Origin of the sequence: Pseudomonas sp. 11/12A, assembly GCF_000800055.1 — a bacterium.
In the GTDB taxonomy this organism is placed as follows: domain Bacteria; phylum Pseudomonadota; class Gammaproteobacteria; order Pseudomonadales; family Pseudomonadaceae; genus Aquipseudomonas; species Aquipseudomonas mohnii.
Map to the genome: position 1 here is coordinate 1,405,619 of NZ_JUGV01000001.1, position 16,483 is coordinate 1,422,101.

A 16,483-nucleotide genomic window follows, 5' to 3' on the forward strand; every position below is an offset into this window, starting at 1 on the left:
GTTATTGCGCAGTGGCTGGAGCCAGGAAAGCGGCTTCGAGCAACTGCTGTGTATACGGATGTTGGGGGGCGGCAAAAATGCTTTGCGCGTCTCCCTGTTCGACCACTTGGCCATGCTTGACCACCATCAGCTGGTGGCTCAGCGCTTTGACGACAGCCAGGTCATGGCTGATAAACAGATACGTCAGGTTGTACTTGCTTTGCAGTGAACGCAAAAGCTCCACCACTTGGCGTTGCACGGTGCGGTCGAGGGCCGAAGTCGGCTCGTCCAGCAGAATCAACGCCGGTTTTAGCACTAATGCCCGGGCAATGGCGATTCTCTGCCGTTGCCCACCGGAAAATTCGTGGGGGTAGCGGTGCCGGGTTTCCGGGTCCAGACCTACCTCCTTGAGTGCCGCAATGATCGCTTGTTCCTGTTCCGCCTCGGTGCCCATCTTGTGGATCCGCAGGCCTTCGCCGACGATCTGGCTCACGCACATCCGCGGGCTCAGGCTGCCGAAGGGGTCCTGGAACACCACCTGCATTTCCCTGCGCAACGGCCGCACCTGTTGTTGCGTCAGGCAGTCTAGCTGCTTGCCTTCAAAACGGATGGTGCCTTTGCTGCCGATCAACCGCAGGATCGCCAGACCCAACGTCGACTTGCCGGAACCGCTCTCTCCCACGATCCCCAGGGTCTGACCCTGAGGCAGGCTGAAATTGATGCCGTCCACTGCCTTGACGTAATCCACCGTCTTTTTCAGCAAGCCTTTCTTGATCGGGAACCAGACTTTCAAGTCCTTGACCGTCAGCAATGGCGGGCCAACCACATTGGTCGCCGGCGTACCGCTGGGCTCCGCTGCCAGCAGGATCCGGGTGTACGGATGCTGCGGCGCGCGGAACAATTCTTCGCACGATGCCTGTTCGACGATGCAACCGCGCTGCATGACACATACGCGATGCGCAATTCTTTTGACCAGGTTCAAATCGTGGCTGATCAGCAGCAATGCCATGCCCAGGCGGGCCTGTAGTTCCTTGAGCAATTCGAGGATTTTCAGCTGAACGGTCACGTCCAGCGCGGTGGTCGGCTCGTCGGCAATCAGCAGTTCCGGCTCGTTGGCCAGGGCCATGGCGATCATCACTCGCTGGCGCTGACCGCCGGACAACTCATGGGGCAAGGCCTTGAGGCGCTTGTGCGGCTCGGGGATGCCGACCATTTCCAGCAACTCCAGGGTGCGCCTGGTCGCGACTTTTCCGACCAGCCCCTTGTGGATGCCCAATACCTCGTTGATCTGCTTCTCGATCGAGTGCAGCGGGTTGAGCGAGGTCATCGGCTCCTGAAAGATCATTGCGATCCGGTTGCCGCGGATGTGGCGGATGGTTTTCTCTTTCAGGCTCAGCAGATCTTGCCCGGAATAGGCGATGGTGCCCGACGGATGCCGGGCGAGCGGGTAGGGCAGAAGGCGCAGGATCGAGTGGGCGGTCACCGATTTGCCGGAGCCGCTTTCGCCCACCAGGGCCAGGGTTTCACCGCGCTTGATGTCGAAACTGACCCCTTCGACCACACGCTGGCAGTGGTCGCCGACGACAAACTCGACGGCGAGGTCGCGCACTTCGATCAGATTGTCCTGATTCATTTCACTTCCTCGGGTCGAAGGCGTCGCGAGCGGACTCGCCGATAAACACCAGCAAACTCAACATCAACGCCAACACCGCAAACGCGCTCATGCCGAGCCACGGTGCTTGCAGGTTGGATTTGCCCTGGGCCACCAGTTCACCCAGGGAAGGACTGCCCGCCGGCAGGCCGAAGCCGAGGAAATCCAGGGCGGTGAGGGTGCCGATGGCGCCGGTCAGGATGAACGGCATGAAGGTCATGGTCGAGACCATGGCGTTGGGCAGGATGTGGCGGAACATGATCGCCCCATTCTGCATGCCCAGCGCCCGGGCCGCGCGTACGTATTCCAGGTTGCGCCCCCGCAGGAATTCGGCGCGCACCACGTCGACCAGGCTCATCCAGGAAAACAACAGCATGATGCCCAGCAGCCACCAGAAATTGGGCTGGACAAAACTGGCCAGGATGATCAGCAGATAGAGCACCGGCAACCCGGACCAGATTTCGAGGAATCGCTGCCCGGCCAGATCGATCCAGCCACCGTAGAAACCCTGCAGGGCACCGGCGATGACGCCAATGATCGAGCTGAACAGGGTCAGTGTCAGGGCGAACAACACCGAAATGCGGAAGCCGTAGATCACCCGGGCCAATACGTCACGGCCCTGGTCATCGGTGCCGAGGAGGTTATCGCTCGAGGGCGGCGCCGGTGCCGGGACTTTCAGGTCGTAGTTGATGCTCTGGTAGCTGTAGGGAATCGGCGCCCACAGCACCCAGGCGTCCTTGGCCTTGAGCAGTTCGCGGATGTACGGGCTCTTGTAGTTGGCTTCCAGCGGGAATTCGCCGCCGAAGGTGGTTTCCGGGTAACGCTTGAGCGCCGGGAAGTACCAGTTGTTGTCGTAATGCACCACCAGGGGTTTGTCGTTGGCAATCAGTTCGGCGCCGAGGCTGGCGCCGAACAGGATCAGAAACAGCCACAGCGACCACCAGCCACGCTTGTTGGCCTTGAACAGTTCGAAGCGACGGCGATTGAGAGGGGACAGGTTCATCTCAATGCTCCCGGCTTTCGAAGTCGATGCGCGGATCGACAAAGGTGTAGGTGAGGTCGCCGATCAGTTTCACCACCAGCCCCAGCAGGGTGAAGATGAACAGGGTGCCGAAAACCACCGGGTAATCGCGGTTGATCGCCGCTTCGAAACTCATCAGGCCGAGGCCGTCGAGGGAGAAGATCACTTCGACCAGCAGCGAACCGGTGAAGAAAATACCGATGAACGCCGACGGGAACCCGGCGATCACCAGCAGCATGGCGTTGCGGAACACATGGCCGTAGAGCACGCGATGGTTGGTCAGGCCCTTGGCCTTGGCGGTGACCACGTATTGCTTGTTGATTTCGTCGAGGAAGCTGTTTTTGGTCAGCAGGGTCATGGTCGCGAAGTTGCCGATCACCAGCGCGGTCACCGGCAGCGCCAGGTGCCAGAAATAATCGAGCACCTTGCCGCCCATGCTCAGTTCATCGAAGTTGTTCGACGTCAACCCGCGTAACGGGAACCAGTCCAGATAACTGCCGCCGGCAAACACCACGATCAGCAGGATGGCGAACAGGAACGCCGGGATGGCGTAGCCGACGATGATCGCCGAACTGGTCCAGACGTCGAAGTGACTGCCGTGCCGCGTGGCCTTGGCGATCCCCAGCGGGATCGACACCAGGTACATGATCAGCGTGCTCCACAGCCCAAGGGAGATCGACACGGGCATCTTTTCCTTGATCAGGTCGATGACCTTGGCGTCGCGAAAGAAACTGTCGCCGAAATCCAGGGACGCATAGTTCTTCACCATGATCCACAGGCGTTCCGGCGCCGACTTGTCGAAGCCGTACATGTGCTCGATTTCCTTGACCAGCGCCGGGTCCAGGCCTTGGGCGCCGCGATAGGCCGAGCCGGCTACCGAGACTTCGGCACCGCCACCGGCGATGCGGCTGGTGGCGCCTTCGAAACCTTCGAGTTTGGCGATCATCTGCTCCACCGGCCCGCCGGGGGCGGCCTGGATGATCACGAAGTTGATCAGCAAAATGCCGAACAAGGTCGGAATGATCAGCAGCAGTCGCCGAAAAATATACGCCAGCATCTGATTACTCCGTGCCCGCAGGGTCGGCTTGCAATTTGGTTTCGATCTCTATGGCCGGTTTGGCATCGGGCTTGACCCACCAAGTGGCGGTGCCGATGTCATATTTAGGCGAGATCTTGGGATGGCCGATGTGGTTCCAGTAGGCCACGCGCCAGGTTTTGATGTGCCAGTTGGGAACCACGTAATAGCCCCATTGCAGCACCCGGTCCAGTGCGCGTGCATGGGCCACCAGGCTTTTGCGCGAATCGGCGTTGATCAATTGTTCCACCAGTTGGTCCACCACCGGGTCCTTGAGGCCCATGGAGTTGCGGCTGCCCGGTTTGTCGGCGGCAGCGCTCATCCAGAACTCGCGCTGTTCGTTGCCCGGCGAGTTGGACTGCGGGAAGCTGCCGACGATCATGTCGAAGTCCCGCGAGCGCACGCGGTTGACGTACTGCGAGACGTCAACCCGGCGAATCACCAGGTCGATGCCCAGGTCGCTCAGGTTGCGCTTGAACGGCAACAGCACCCGCTCGAATTCGGTCTGGGCCAGCAGGAACTCGATCGTCACCGGTTTGCCGGTGGCGTCGACCATTTTGTCGTCGACGATGCGCCAGCCGGCCTCTTGCAGCAGTTGATAGGCCTTGCGCTGCTGGGCGCGGATCATGCCGCTGCCATCGGTGACCGGGTTCTGGAAGGCTTCGCTGAACACCTGTTCGGGAATCTTGCCGCGGAACGGTTCGAGGATTGCCAGTTGATCGGCGTCCGGCAGGCCGGTGGCGGCCATTTCCGAGTTTTCGAAGTAGCTGCGGGTTCGCGCGTAGGCGCCGTTGAACAATTGCTTGTTGGTCCATTCGAAATCCAGCAACAGTGTCAGGGCCTGACGCACGCGCACATCCTGGAACATCGGGCGACGCAGGTTGAACACGAAGCCTTGCATGCCGGTGGGGTTGCCGTTGGGGATTTGCTCCTTGATCAAGCGGCCCTCGGTGACCGCCGGGATGTTGTAGGCGTTGGCCCAGTTCTTGGCGGTCATCTCCAGCCAGTAATCGAACTGCCCGGCCTTGAGCGCCTCCAGCGCGACGGTGTTGTCGCGATAGTAATCGGTGGTCATCACGTCGAAGTTGTAGAAACCACGGTTGACCGGGAGATCCTTGCCCCAGTAATCCTTGACCCGCTCATAGCGCACCGAACGCCCGGCCTTCACTTCGCTGACCCGATAGGGGCCGCTGCCCAGGGGAATTTCCAGGTTGCCCTTGTTGAAATCGCGGGTGGCCCACCAATGCTTGGGCAGTACCGGCAACTGGCCGAGGATCAGCGGCAGTTCTCGGTTGTTGCTGTGCTTGAACTTGAACAGCACCGTGAGCGGGTCCTCGGCGACCACTTCGTCAACGTCGCTGTAATAGCCACGGTACATCGGGGCGCCATCCTTGATCAGGGTCTGGAAGCTGAACACCACATCTTCGGCGCGTATCGGATGACCATCGTGGAATCGCGCTTCCGGGCGCAGGTAGAAACGCACCCAGGTGTTGTCCGGGGCTTTTTCGATTTTGCCGGCGACCAGGCCGTATTCGGTGAACGGTTCATCCAGGCCCTGTTTGGCCAGGGTGTCGTAGATCAGCGTGATGTCTTCGGCGGCCACCCCTTTGCTGATGAACGGGTTGAGGCTGTCGAAGCCGCCAAACCCGGCCTGGCGGAATTTTCCGCCCTTGGGGGCATCCGGGTTGACGTAATCGAAGTGTTTGAAATCGGCCGGGTATTTCGGCGGCTCGTTGTACAGGGTCAGGGCATGCTGCGGGGCGGCACAGGCCAGCCCGGCGAACAACAGGGCGCTGGCCTGCAGGAGCAGGGCGCTTACAGGCTTCATTGATCTTTCTCCGAAGATTTCAGCCACCACGCGCTCAGGCCCAGGGTGTAGGGCGGCGTGGTGACGAAAGCCAACCGGTTGCGGTAGGCCAGACGGTGATAATTGAGGTACCAGTTGGGAATGCTGTAGTGCTGCCAGAGCAGTACCCGATCCAGGGCCCTGCCGGCGGCCACTTGCTCATCGCGACTCTTTGCTGCGAGCAGTTGTTCGAGCAGGTGGTCGACCACCGGGTTGGCGATGCCGGCGTAATTCTTGCTGCCCTTGACCCCGACCTGGCTGGAATGAAAGTACTGCCATTGCTCCAGGCCCGGGCTTAGGGTCTGGTTGAGCGTCATCAGGATCATGTCGAAATCGAACTGGTCGAGGCGCTGTTTGTACTGCGCACGATCGACCGTGCGCAGCCGGGCGTCGACGCCGATGCTGGCGAGGTTCTCGACGTAAGGCTGGAGGATGCGCTCCAGGTTCGGATTGACCAGCAGGATCTCCAGGCGCAAGGGTTGCCCGGCGGCGTTTTGCAGGCGCTGGCCGTTGAGCTTCCAGCCGGCTTCGGCGAGCAGCCCCAGGGCTTTGCGCAGGGTTTCCCGGGGGATGCCGGCGCCTTGGGTCTGCGGCAGGCTGAAGGGCTCGGTAAAGAGCTTCGCGGGCAACTGCTCGCGCCAGGGTTTGAGCATCAGCCATTCATGTCCGACCGGCAGGCCGGTGGCGGAGAACTCGCTGTTGGGGTAGTAACTCATGGCGCGCATGTAGGCGCCGCTGAACAGCGTGCGGTTGGTCCACTCGAAGTCGAACATCAGCCCCAGCGCTTCACGAACCTTCACGTCGGAGAACGTCGGCCGGCGGCTGTTCATGAACAGACCCTGGCTCTGGGTCGGGATCTGGTGCGGGATCTGCGCCTTGATCACGTCACCGCGGCGTATCGCCGGGAAGTTGTAGCCGGTGTCCCAGTTCTTCGCCTGGTGCTCGATGTAAATGTCGAACTCGCCGGCCTTGAACGCTTCGAACGCGACATCGCTGTCCCGGTAGAACTCGACCTCCATGCGGTCGACATTGTATTTGCCGCGATTGACTGCCAGATCCTTGCCCCAGTAGTCCTTGACCCGCTCGAAAACGATCTGTCGTCCCGGCGTCACCGACGTGATGCGGTACGGTCCGCTGCCCAGTGGTGGTTCGAAGGTGGTGGCCTTGAAGTCCCGACCCTTCCAGTAGTGCTGCGGCAGTACCGGCAACTCGCCCAGTCGCAAGATCAGCAGCGGATTGCCGGCGCGTTTGAAGACGAACCGTATGCGCCGTGGATTGAGAATGTCGACCCTCAACACTTCCTGGAGGCTGGTGCGGTACAGCGGATGGCCTTCCTTGAGCAGCAAACGGTAGGAAAACGCGACGTCATGGGCGGTGATGGGGGTGCCGTCGTGGAAACGCGCCTCGGGGCGCAGGTTGAACACCACCCAGCTGCGGTCCTCGTTGTACTCCACCGACTGGGCAATCAGGCCGTAACTGGAGGCGGGTTCGTCGCCGGACGGTGCGTACTGACCTGTGCCGACCATCAGCGGCTCATTGAGTTCGTTGATGCCGTATTGCAGGAAATTCGGCGTGGTCACCGGGCTGGTGCCCTTGAAGGTGTAAGGATTGAGCGTATCGAAGGTGCCAAACGCCATCACCCGCAACGTACCGCCCTTGGGCGCTTGCGGGTTGACCCAGTCGAAGTGGGTAAATCTGGCCGGGTACTTGAGCGAGCCGAACTGCGCATAACCGTGGCTTTCGCTGATCGTCGCGCTTGCGGTGGAGCTCAAGGCCAGGCAGATCAGGAGCGAGAGGAGGGGATGCTTCAAATAGGGAATCCGATCCGGGCGGCTTGGGCTTTGTGGATCGTACAGTAACAGCTTGTATGGACAGGAAAAAGACAGGGGTTTAAAGCAGATCTGTTCCGTTGCAGGAGCCGGCTTGCTCGCGATGGTTCGGGAGATTACGCGTAAAACGGGAAGCGCGGCGGCGCTCTCTGGTTTTTCGCGAGCAGGCTTGCTCCTGCGGGGTAAAAAATTCGCGGGCAAAAAAAGCCCCTGAATTCAGGGGCTCGTTTTTAATGCGGATTGGCAACGGTCAGCATCTGACCTGGTTTCAACGCCTGGCCGACGCGCGGGTTCCAGCGCTTGAGGTGTTGCATTTCAACATTGAAGCGCTTGGCCACCATGTACAGCGAGTCGCCTTGCTGAACCTTGTATTGGGATTGTGGCTTCTTGGTCTCGCCCTTGGTCTTGGCATTGGCCGCGACCACGGTGTTGATGCGTCCGGAACCGCGTTTGCTGGTGTCCTGAAGAACCAGGGTCTGGCCCGGTTTGAGGTTCTTGCCACTCAGCTTGTTCCAGCGCTGCAGGTCCTTGGTGTCGACGTTGTTGGCCTTGGCGATGGAGCCCAGGTTATCGCCACGCTTGACCCGGTAGTTGCGTTTGGCACTCGCCACCTGGATGTCATCAGCGCCCTCGAAAACCGGTTTGCGCGATTTCTTGCTGATCAACTCTTCAGGACGCATGGTCTGCAGGCTGGTGGTCAGCAGCTGCGCCTTGGAGGTCGGCACCAACAGATGCTGGGGGCCGTCGAGGGTGGTGCGCTGCTTGAACGCCGGATTGAGCTGGAACAGTTCGTCTTCGTCGATGTTGGCGACTTCGGCGACCTTGGACAGGTCCATGCGCTGGTTGATTTCGACGACTTTGAAATAGGGTTCGTTGGCGATCGGGTTAAGGTTCACGCCGTAGGCCTCTGGCGCCAGCACCACTTGCGAGAGGGCCAGCAGTTTCGGCACATACGCCTGGGTCTCGGCAGGCAGCGGCAGGTTCCAGTAGTCGGTAGGCAGGCCGAGCCTTTCATTGCGCTCGATGGCCCGGCTGACCGTGCCTTCGCCTGCGTTGTACGCGGCAAGGGCCAGCAGCCAGTCACCGTTGAACATGTCGTGCAGGCGAGTCAGGTAATCCATCGCGGCGGTGGTCGAGGCGGTGATGTCGCGACGGCCATCATAAAAGCGGGTTTGACGCAGGTTGTAGTAACGCCCGGTGGAAGGGATGAATTGCCAAAGGCCCACCGCGTCGGACCGGGAGTAGGCCATCGGGTTGTAGGCGCTTTCGATCACCGGCAACAGCGCCAGCTCCAGCGGCATGTTGCGCTCTTCAAGACGTTCGATGATGTAGTGAATGTAGAGGCTGCCGCGTTCGCCGGCATTTTCGAGAAAAGACGGGTTGCTGGCGAACCACAGGCGTTGCTGCTCGATGCGCGGGTTGACGCCCAGGCCATCCTGCAACTGGAAGCCCTGGCGCATGCGCTCCCAGACGTCCTGCGGAATCTGCGGGCTCGGCTTTTCGCTGAGCCAGACGGGCTTCTGCTTGGCGCGCGCGGCAATATTCGGAGTGTGTGCCGCATCGGTTTGCGGCACATGGCTGGAACAGCCGGCCAAGGTCGCTGACACAGCCACCGCGATGGCTTGAGCCAGGCGGGTCAATGCGTCCGAATTGATGGCTTTGCGAATAGATGACGACATTGGCTGGAAGTAAGTTCCGGGCAAAAATGTCGGGGGATTCTAGAAAGCGCACCTCCAACGGTCAACCACTCATGGTTTTTGCACCATCGTACAGGCGGCTCAGAATGTGTCTTTCCAACTTCTTAGCGCAGCAAAAACCATATCGGGCGCAGAGTTATCGGTGCCGGTCCGTTCGTCCACTTTTTCTTTAACGGATGTTACGGCGGTACGCAAAAACGGGTTTGTACGTTTTTCCAGGGCCACCGTGGAAGGCAGTGTGATAACGCCGGCTTCCCGTTGGCGGGTAACGGTGGCGAGGCGTTCCAGCGTATCGGGATTGCCGGGCTCGACCGCCGCGGCGAAACGCAGGTTGCTCAGCGTATATTCGTGAGTGCAGTACACCAGCGTATTTTCGGGAAGGGCCGCGAGGCGCGACAGCGAGGTGTACATTTGCAGGGGCGTCCCCTCGAACAGGCGTCCGCAACCGGCCGCAAACAGGGTATCTCCGCAAAACAGCAGGCCGCGATGATAATAGGCAATGTGCCCCAGGGTATGGCCGGGCACGGCGATGACGTCGAAGTCATGGCCCAGTACATTGATGCGGTCGTTGTCCTTGAGGGCCACGTCCCGCGCCGGAATGTTTTCACTGGCCGGGCCGTAGACTGTGGCGTCCGTCGTTTTTTTCAGCTGTTCGACGCCGCCGACATGGTCATGATGGTGATGAGTGATCAGAATATCGCTCAACACCCATTGCGGATTGGCTGCAAGCCAGGCCTGCACGGGGGCGGCATCGCCGGGGTCGACCACCGCGCAGCGCCGGGTGTCGGGATCTTGTAACAACCAGATGTAGTTGTCGGTAAAGGCGGGCAGGGCAGTGATCTGTATCATCGTCGGATTCGCCAATTGGAAAGCAATGGCGCATCTTAGAGCTTCCTGGCGCGTTGGAGAATGCAATGACGGATAAAGCGTTCGCTCAGGCTGATCCTGACTGGCTGGCGTTGATCAGCGCGGCCCGTGACTGGCTGTCCGGTCCCATCGGGCAGTTTTTGCTGGATGAAGAACGGCGCATGCTCGAAGAAGAGCTGGGTCGCTTTTTCGGCGGTTATCTGGTGCATTACGGTCCATCCGCCCAGACACCACCGTCGGCACCACAGGTGCAGCGCAATGTCCGTCTGGGCGCGCCGTTGCCAGGGGTTGAGATTGTTTGCGAAGAGCAAGCGTGGCCGTTGAGCGAACATGCCGCCGACGTGGTGGTCATGCAGCATGGCCTGGACTTCTGCCTGTCGCCCCACGGACTGCTGCGCGAAGCGGCGAGCAGCGTGCGGCCTGGCGGGCACCTGTTGATCATCGGGATCAATCCCTGGAGCAGTTGGGGACTGCGTCATGTGTTCGCTCATGATGCGTTGCGCAAGGCCCGCTGCATTTCCCCGTCGCGGGTCGCCGACTGGCTGAATCTGCTGGGCTTCGCGCTGGAGAAACGCCGCTTCGGGTGCTATCGTCCGCCGCTCGCGTCACCCGCCTGGCAGACCCGTCTGGCCGGCTGGGAGCGCATGGCCGGTCGCTGGCAGTTGTCTGGCGGTGGCTTCTATTTATTGGTGGCGCGCAAGATAGTGGTCGGCCTGCGACCCTTGCGTCAGGAGCGCCGCGAACCGATGGGCAAGTTGATTCCATTGCCCATGGCCAAGGTCAACCGTCGTCATATCGAACCGTAATTCACCTTGTATTTCCTGGTCGGGGTTGCCCCTGGTCTCGGGCGTTGTCGATCAACGATCGGCGAGCCACCGCATTTTCTGGATAGATTGGCATGAGCGATAGCGTAGAACTCTTCACTGACGGCGCCTGTAAAGGCAACCCTGGCCCTGGCGGCTGGGGCGCATTACTGGTGTGCAAGGGTGTTGAAAAGGAACTCTGGGGCGGCGAAACCAACACCACCAACAACCGCATGGAGCTGATGGGCGCGATCCGTGGCCTCGAAGAGCTCAAGCGTCCTTGTGATGTGCTGCTGGTGACCGACTCGCAGTACGTGATGAAGGGCATCAACGAGTGGATGGCCAACTGGAAAAAACGCGGCTGGAAAACCGCGGCGAAAGAACCGGTCAAGAACGCTGATCTATGGAAAATGCTCGACGAGCAGGTCAACCGTCACAACGTCACCTGGAAATGGGTCCGCGGGCACATCGGCCACCATGGCAATGAGCGGGCCGACCAACTGGCCAACCGTGGCGTGGATGAAGTGCGCGGGTTCAAGCAGGCCTGATCCATCGAGTCTTCGCCAATTGCGAGCAGGCACGCTCCCGCAGGAAGTCTTGGGGGGAGAGAGCCTGCTCGCGATGCTTTTCCGGGTTCGCGAGCGTGTTACCATCGCCGTTTTTGCACGATTGACCGATTGAGAGCTGAGCATTAGATGGCCACCAGATCCGTTGTACTCGATACCGAAACCACCGGCATGCCGGTGACCGACGGCCACCGGATTATCGAAATCGGTTGTGTCGAGTTGATCGGTCGTCGCCTGACCGGTCGGCATTTCCACGTCTACCTGCAACCGGATCGCGAAAGTGATGAAGGCGCCATCGGCGTCCACGGCATCACCAACGAGTTTCTGGTGGGCAAGCCGCGTTTCGCCGAAGTGGCCGAAGAATTCTTCGAATTCATCAAGGGCGCGCAGCTGATCATCCATAACGCGGCGTTCGACGTTGGCTTCATCAACAACGAATTCGCCCTGATGGGCCAGCACGACCGTGCGGACATCACGCAGCACTGCTCGATCCTCGACACCCTGCTCATGGCTCGGGAGCGTCACCCGGGGCAGCGCAACAGCCTCGATGCCTTGTGCAAACGCTACGGCGTCGACAACTCCGGCCGTGAACTGCACGGCGCCTTGCTCGACTCCGAGATTCTCGCCGACGTTTACCTGACCATGACCGGCGGCCAGACCAGCCTGTCGCTGGCCGGCAATGCGTCCGATGGCAATGGCTCCGGCGAAGGCGCGGACAACTCCGCCACTGAAATCCGCCGTCTGCCCGCCGATCGCCAGCCGACACGTATCATTCGCGCCAGCGAAGACGATATGGCCCGGCACGTGGCACGCATGGAAGCCATTGCCAAGTCGGCAGGTGCGCCGGCGCTGTGGGTGCAGTTGGCCGAGGCTGAAGCTCAGGCCTAGGTCGTTTCTTTATGCCGGTGACCCGTTTTGGGGCGTCGCACTCGCTACATCCGTTGCAACCCTCTAACCTGAGGTTATTGGCAGGCTCTGGTCTGCCGCCTCAGGACATTGAGTCCCATGTATAAAGATTTGAAATTCCCGGTATTGATCGTCCACCGCGACATCAAGGCCGACACCGTTGCCGGTGACCGCGTGCGGGGCATTGCCCGGGAGCTGGAGCAGGAAGGCTTCAGCATTGTCTCGGCCGTGGACTACACCGAAGGACGTTTGGTGGCTTCGACTCATCACGGTCTCTCGTGCATGTTGATCGCCGCCGAAGACGCCAGCGCTCGTTCGCATTTGTTACAGAATATGGCCGAGTTGATCGGTTTGGCGCGGGTGCGCGCGCCGGACCTGCCGATCTTCGCCCTGGGCGAGCAAGTCACCCTGGAAAACGCCCCCGCCGACGCCATGGCCGAGCTCAATCAATTGCGCGGGATTCTTTATCTGTTCGAAGACACCGTGCCTTTTCTCGCCCGTCAGGTGGCGCGGGCTGCGCGCAAATACCTCGATGGCTTGCTGCCGCCCTTTTTCAAGGCGCTGGTGCAGCACACGGCAGACTCCAACTATTCCTGGCACACGCCTGGGCATGGTGGTGGCGTGGCCTACCACAAGAGTCCCGTGGGGCAGGCCTTTCACCAGTTTTTCGGGGAAAACACCCTACGTTCGGATTTGTCGGTGTCGGTGCCGGAGCTGGGGTCGCTGCTGGATCACACCGGGCCGCTGGCAGAAGCAGAAGCCCGGGCGGCGCGCAACTTCGGCGCCGATCACACTTTTTTCGTCATCAACGGGACATCGACCGCGAACAAGATCGTCTGGCACTCCATGGTCGCGCGCGATGACATGGTGCTGGTCGATCGCAACTGTCATAAGTCGGTCCTGCATTCGATCATCATGACGGGCGCGATCCCGCTGTACCTGTGCCCGGAGCGCAATGAGCTGGGGATCATCGGTCCGATTCCGTTGAGTGAATTCAGTCGCGAATCGATCCAGGCGAAGATCGATGCCAGTCCATTGACCAAGGGGCGGGCGCCCAAGGTCAAACTCGCGGTGGTCACCAATTCAACCTATGACGGCCTGTGCTACAACGCGGAGCTGATCAAGCAGCAGTTGGGCACCAGCGTCGAGGTGCTGCATTTCGATGAGGCCTGGTACGCCTATGCGGCGTTCCACGAGTTTTTCGCCGGGCGTTACGGCATGGGCACCTCACGCACTGAAAACGGCCCGTTGGTATTCACCACCCATTCCACCCACAAGCTGCTGGCAGCGTTCAGCCAGGCATCGATGATTCATGTGCAAGACGGTGGCGCGCGGCAGCTCGATCGCGATCGCTTCAACGAAGCGTTCATGATGCACATCTCGACGTCGCCGCAGTACGGCATCATCGCTTCGCTGGACGTCGCTTCGGCCATGATGGAAGGGCCTGCCGGACGTTCGCTGTTGCAGGAAATGTTCGACGAGGCCCTGAGTTTTCGCCGGGCGCTGGCCAATCTGCGCCAGCATATCGCCGCCGATGACTGGTGGTTTTCCATCTGGCAACCGCCTTCGGTGGAAGGCATCGAGCGCGTTGTCACGCAAGACTGGCTGCTGCAACCGGAGGACGACTGGCACGGCTTTGGCGGCGTGACCGACGATTACGTGTTGCTCGATCCGATCAAGGTCACCCTAGTGATGCCGGGTTTGACCGCAGGCGGCGCCCTCAGTGAGCGCGGGATTCCGGCGGCGGTGGTCAGCAAGTTCCTTTGGGAGCGCGGGCTGGTGGTGGAAAAGACCGGGCTCTATTCGTTCCTGGTGCTGTTCTCCATGGGCATCACCAAGGGCAAGTGGAGCACGCTGCTTACCGAGTTACTGGAATTCAAGCGCAGCTACGACGCCAACGTCAGTCTGGCCAACTGCCTGCCGTGCGTGGCGCAGGAGAATCTTGCGCGTTATCAGGGCATGGGCCTGCGTGACCTGTGCGATCAATTGCACGCCTGTTATCGCAGCAATGCCACGGCCAGGCATCTCAAGCGCATGTACACGGTATTGCCGGAAATCGCCATGAAGCCGGCTGACGCCTATGATCAGTTGGTGCGCGGCGAAGTTGAAGCGGTGTCGATCGATGCTCTGGAAGGGCGTATCGCTGCCGTGATGTTGGTGCCATACCCGCCGGGGATTCCGTTGATCATGCCCGGCGAGCGTTTTACCGAGTCGACCCGCTCGATCATCGACTACCTGAAGTTTGCTCGCACGTTCGACAGCAGCTTTCCCGGGTTCGTCGCCGATGTGCACGGCTTGCAACACGAAGACGAGGGCAATGGACGGCACTACACCGTCGATTGCATCAAGGAATGAGGACCTTTCCCAGTATGCAACCGGTCATAAACCCGATTTACCCAGGGCTGTCGGTGCGAGTCGCCGACGAAGCTTTTGCCGCCTATATCTGGGGCAGTGATTTCAGTTTTGAAGTCACCGCCTATGGCACCCCCGAAATAGGCCAGCCAGTGGAGCAATGGGCGATCACGCCGATCACGCCCTATCGCAAGTGCTATGGCATTGACCCCGAGGAGTTCAGCAGTTATCGCGACGCCGTCGACAGTGCGATTTTCATGGCGTATCTGGATGACGAGCCGGTCGGCCATATAGTGGTCAGCACTAACTGGAATGGCTTTGCCCATATCGACGAACTGGCGGTGCATGCGCCCGCCCGGCGCCATGGTGTGGCCAAGGCACTGCTGGATGTGGCGCAGTTCTGGAGTCGCAAGAAGAAGCTGCCAGGCATCATGCTGGAAACCCAGAACAACAATCTGGGGGCCTGTCGTCTTTATGAGCGCTGCGGTTATGTGATCGGCGGCATCGATCACCTGCGCTATCGGGGCATCGACCCCAATACCGCCGAGGTGGCGCTGTTCTGGTATCGATTGTTCGATAATCCGCTGGAAAATCCGATCAGTTCGCCAACATCGCCGCGGCTTGTTCCGTGATGATCGCCAACAGGGCCTGAACGGCGGTGGAAGGCTCGCCGTTTTTCAAGCTCAAGGCGTAGAGACTGACCGGCACCGCAGGCGCCAGCGGACAGACATCGAGCCCGGCCGATTTGGCGCCGAGGGCGGTGAAGGGGTCGACGATGGCCAGGCCTTCACCGGCCTCGACCATGCTGCGCATCATCTGGTGAGTCTGTACCCGCGTGTGGATCACCGGAGCCGGGCGCAGCGCATGCAGTTTGTTTTCCAGCGCCGGGCTGAGCGGGTCATGCCCTTCGAGGCCGACCATTGCCTGACCCGCCAGATCCTGCAGGGAAATGTACTTCTGCCTGGGTTGCAGCCAGCCGTGGGGGGCGAGCAGTTGCAGTTTGCCCTGGGCAATCACCTGGCATTCAATCTCGGCGCGATCGGGATCATGCAGGCTCAAGCCCAGATCGCTTTCGCGCAGCAGCAGGCTTCGGACGATGTCGCGGGTCGGTTGGCTGAGCAGGGTGCAGGGCGCGTCAGGCAGGTGTCGGCGCAAAGCCGCAATGCTTTGGGGCAGCAATTGCTGGGCCAGGGGAGGCGTACAAATGATACGTAAGGGCGGGGCCTGGTATTGCCTGAGGCTATTGGCCAGGCGTTGGACCGGTTCAAGCGCATCGTAGACGCGGGCCATTTCGACTTGAAGCTCCCGCGCCTCCCGCGTGGCTTGCAGGCGCCCGCGTACACTGGAGAACAGCATGAAGCCCAGTTGATCCTCGGCGTCGCGCAATATGCGCTCGACTTCGATCACCGGCAACTGCAGCCATTCGGCGGCGGTGCCCAGGTGACCGGTCTGCAGGAGCGCCTGGATCACTTCGATATGGCGTAAGCGCATGCGTGAAGTCCATGTTCAGCAGGGTGAGGAAGCCAGTGACTGAATCCTAACCCAAGTCTGCGCCTATGACTCCTGCTCATAACGTCGAGTTATGAAGCGGTGCTGGTTACCGGCTCGCGGGTAATGGTGACGCCCGACTGCACCAATAGAAATTCATTTTCATCCAGCTTGTTCACGCGATCGCCAATAGCCAGTTTGTACGTGGTGACAGGCGTCGCGCTTGCCAGGCCGTCTGCCGGCGGGGTGGATTCCTGGAACTCATGTACGGAATAAATGCGGCCTTCCGCGTCTCTTGCATGGAACTGACCGACGAGTACTGCTGCCATCTGCTTAGAACCTCTGGAGATAAATCACTCAATGTGCGGTGGTGTAGACCGTCACTGAACACGGTAAGTTTTCC

At 60.4% G+C, this 16,483-nt stretch carries 14 protein-coding genes; 5 read left to right on the forward strand and 9 right to left on the reverse strand.

Annotated features, from left to right (window positions below; all coding sequences use genetic code 11):
* Position 1: 1 nt before the first annotated feature.
* The 7 genes from GQ39_RS06535 to gloB form a co-directional block, all read right to left on the reverse strand.
* Positions 2 to 1,612: an ABC transporter ATP-binding protein gene (locus GQ39_RS06535; RefSeq protein WP_047528310.1), complete on the reverse strand. Its 1,611-nt coding sequence runs from the start codon at positions 1,610 to 1,612 to the stop codon at positions 2 to 4.
* A 1-nt stretch (position 1,613) separates the two neighbouring features.
* Positions 1,614 to 2,633: an ABC transporter permease gene (locus GQ39_RS06540; RefSeq protein ID WP_047528312.1), complete on the reverse strand. Its 1,020-nt coding sequence runs from the start codon at positions 2,631 to 2,633 to the stop codon at positions 1,614 to 1,616.
* Position 2,634: 1 nt separating this feature from the next.
* Positions 2,635 to 3,708 (reverse strand): microcin C ABC transporter permease YejB, encoded by a 1,074-nt coding sequence (locus GQ39_RS06545; protein WP_047528314.1) that lies wholly within the window; start codon positions 3,706 to 3,708, stop codon positions 2,635 to 2,637.
* Between the two features lie 4 nt (positions 3,709 to 3,712).
* Positions 3,713 to 5,554, reverse strand: a complete 1,842-nt coding sequence (locus GQ39_RS06550) for an extracellular solute-binding protein (protein WP_047528316.1) — start codon at positions 5,552 to 5,554, stop codon at positions 3,713 to 3,715.
* Positions 5,551 to 7,383 (reverse strand): extracellular solute-binding protein, encoded by a 1,833-nt coding sequence (locus tag GQ39_RS06555; protein ID WP_047528318.1) that lies wholly within the window; start codon positions 7,381 to 7,383, stop codon positions 5,551 to 5,553. The genes GQ39_RS06550 and GQ39_RS06555 overlap by 4 nt, the downstream gene beginning before the upstream one ends.
* A gap of 248 nt (positions 7,384 to 7,631) precedes the next feature.
* The gene (locus GQ39_RS06560) at positions 7,632 to 9,080 is read right to left on the reverse strand and encodes a transglycosylase SLT domain-containing protein (RefSeq protein WP_047528319.1); all 1,449 of its coding nucleotides are present in this window, start codon (positions 9,078 to 9,080) and stop codon (positions 7,632 to 7,634) included.
* Between the two features lie 99 nt (positions 9,081 to 9,179).
* A complete protein-coding gene (gloB, locus tag GQ39_RS06565) occupies positions 9,180 to 9,947 on the reverse strand; it encodes a hydroxyacylglutathione hydrolase (protein WP_047528321.1) in 768 nt (255 codons plus the stop codon).
* 65 nt (positions 9,948 to 10,012) lie between these two features.
* Between gloB and GQ39_RS06570 the strand changes: the two genes are divergently transcribed.
* The 5 genes from GQ39_RS06570 to GQ39_RS06590 all read left to right on the forward strand — a co-directional run bounded on the left by GQ39_RS06570 (position 10,013) and on the right by GQ39_RS06590 (position 15,224).
* On the forward strand, positions 10,013 to 10,771 hold the full coding sequence (locus GQ39_RS06570; RefSeq protein ID WP_047528323.1) for a class I SAM-dependent methyltransferase: 759 nt from the start codon (positions 10,013 to 10,015) through the stop codon (positions 10,769 to 10,771).
* 92 nt (positions 10,772 to 10,863) lie between these two features.
* Complete coding sequence (gene rnhA, locus GQ39_RS06575; RefSeq protein WP_047528325.1) at positions 10,864 to 11,316, forward strand: ribonuclease HI; 453 nt, start codon at positions 10,864 to 10,866, stop codon at positions 11,314 to 11,316.
* Positions 11,317 to 11,463: 147 nt separating this feature from the next.
* Entirely contained in the window at positions 11,464 to 12,222 is a 759-nt protein-coding gene (dnaQ, locus tag GQ39_RS06580) for a DNA polymerase III subunit epsilon (RefSeq protein ID WP_047528327.1), read from the forward strand.
* A gap of 117 nt (positions 12,223 to 12,339) precedes the next feature.
* On the forward strand, positions 12,340 to 14,595 hold the full coding sequence (locus GQ39_RS06585) for an Orn/Lys/Arg decarboxylase N-terminal domain-containing protein (RefSeq protein ID WP_047528330.1): 2,256 nt from the start codon (positions 12,340 to 12,342) through the stop codon (positions 14,593 to 14,595).
* A 14-nt stretch (positions 14,596 to 14,609) separates the two neighbouring features.
* Positions 14,610 to 15,224: a GNAT family N-acetyltransferase gene (locus GQ39_RS06590; protein ID WP_047528331.1), complete on the forward strand. Its 615-nt coding sequence runs from the start codon at positions 14,610 to 14,612 to the stop codon at positions 15,222 to 15,224.
* On the opposite strand, the gene GQ39_RS06595 is transcribed toward GQ39_RS06590, so the two are convergent.
* Positions 15,190 to 16,083 (reverse strand): LysR substrate-binding domain-containing protein, encoded by an 894-nt coding sequence (locus tag GQ39_RS06595; protein WP_047528333.1) that lies wholly within the window; start codon positions 16,081 to 16,083, stop codon positions 15,190 to 15,192. The two genes, GQ39_RS06590 and GQ39_RS06595, sit on opposite strands and share 35 nt — an antisense overlap.
* 89 nt (positions 16,084 to 16,172) lie before the next feature.
* On the reverse strand, positions 16,173 to 16,409 hold the full coding sequence (locus tag GQ39_RS06600) for a hypothetical protein (protein WP_047528335.1): 237 nt from the start codon (positions 16,407 to 16,409) through the stop codon (positions 16,173 to 16,175).
* Positions 16,410 to 16,483 lie beyond the last annotated feature (74 nt).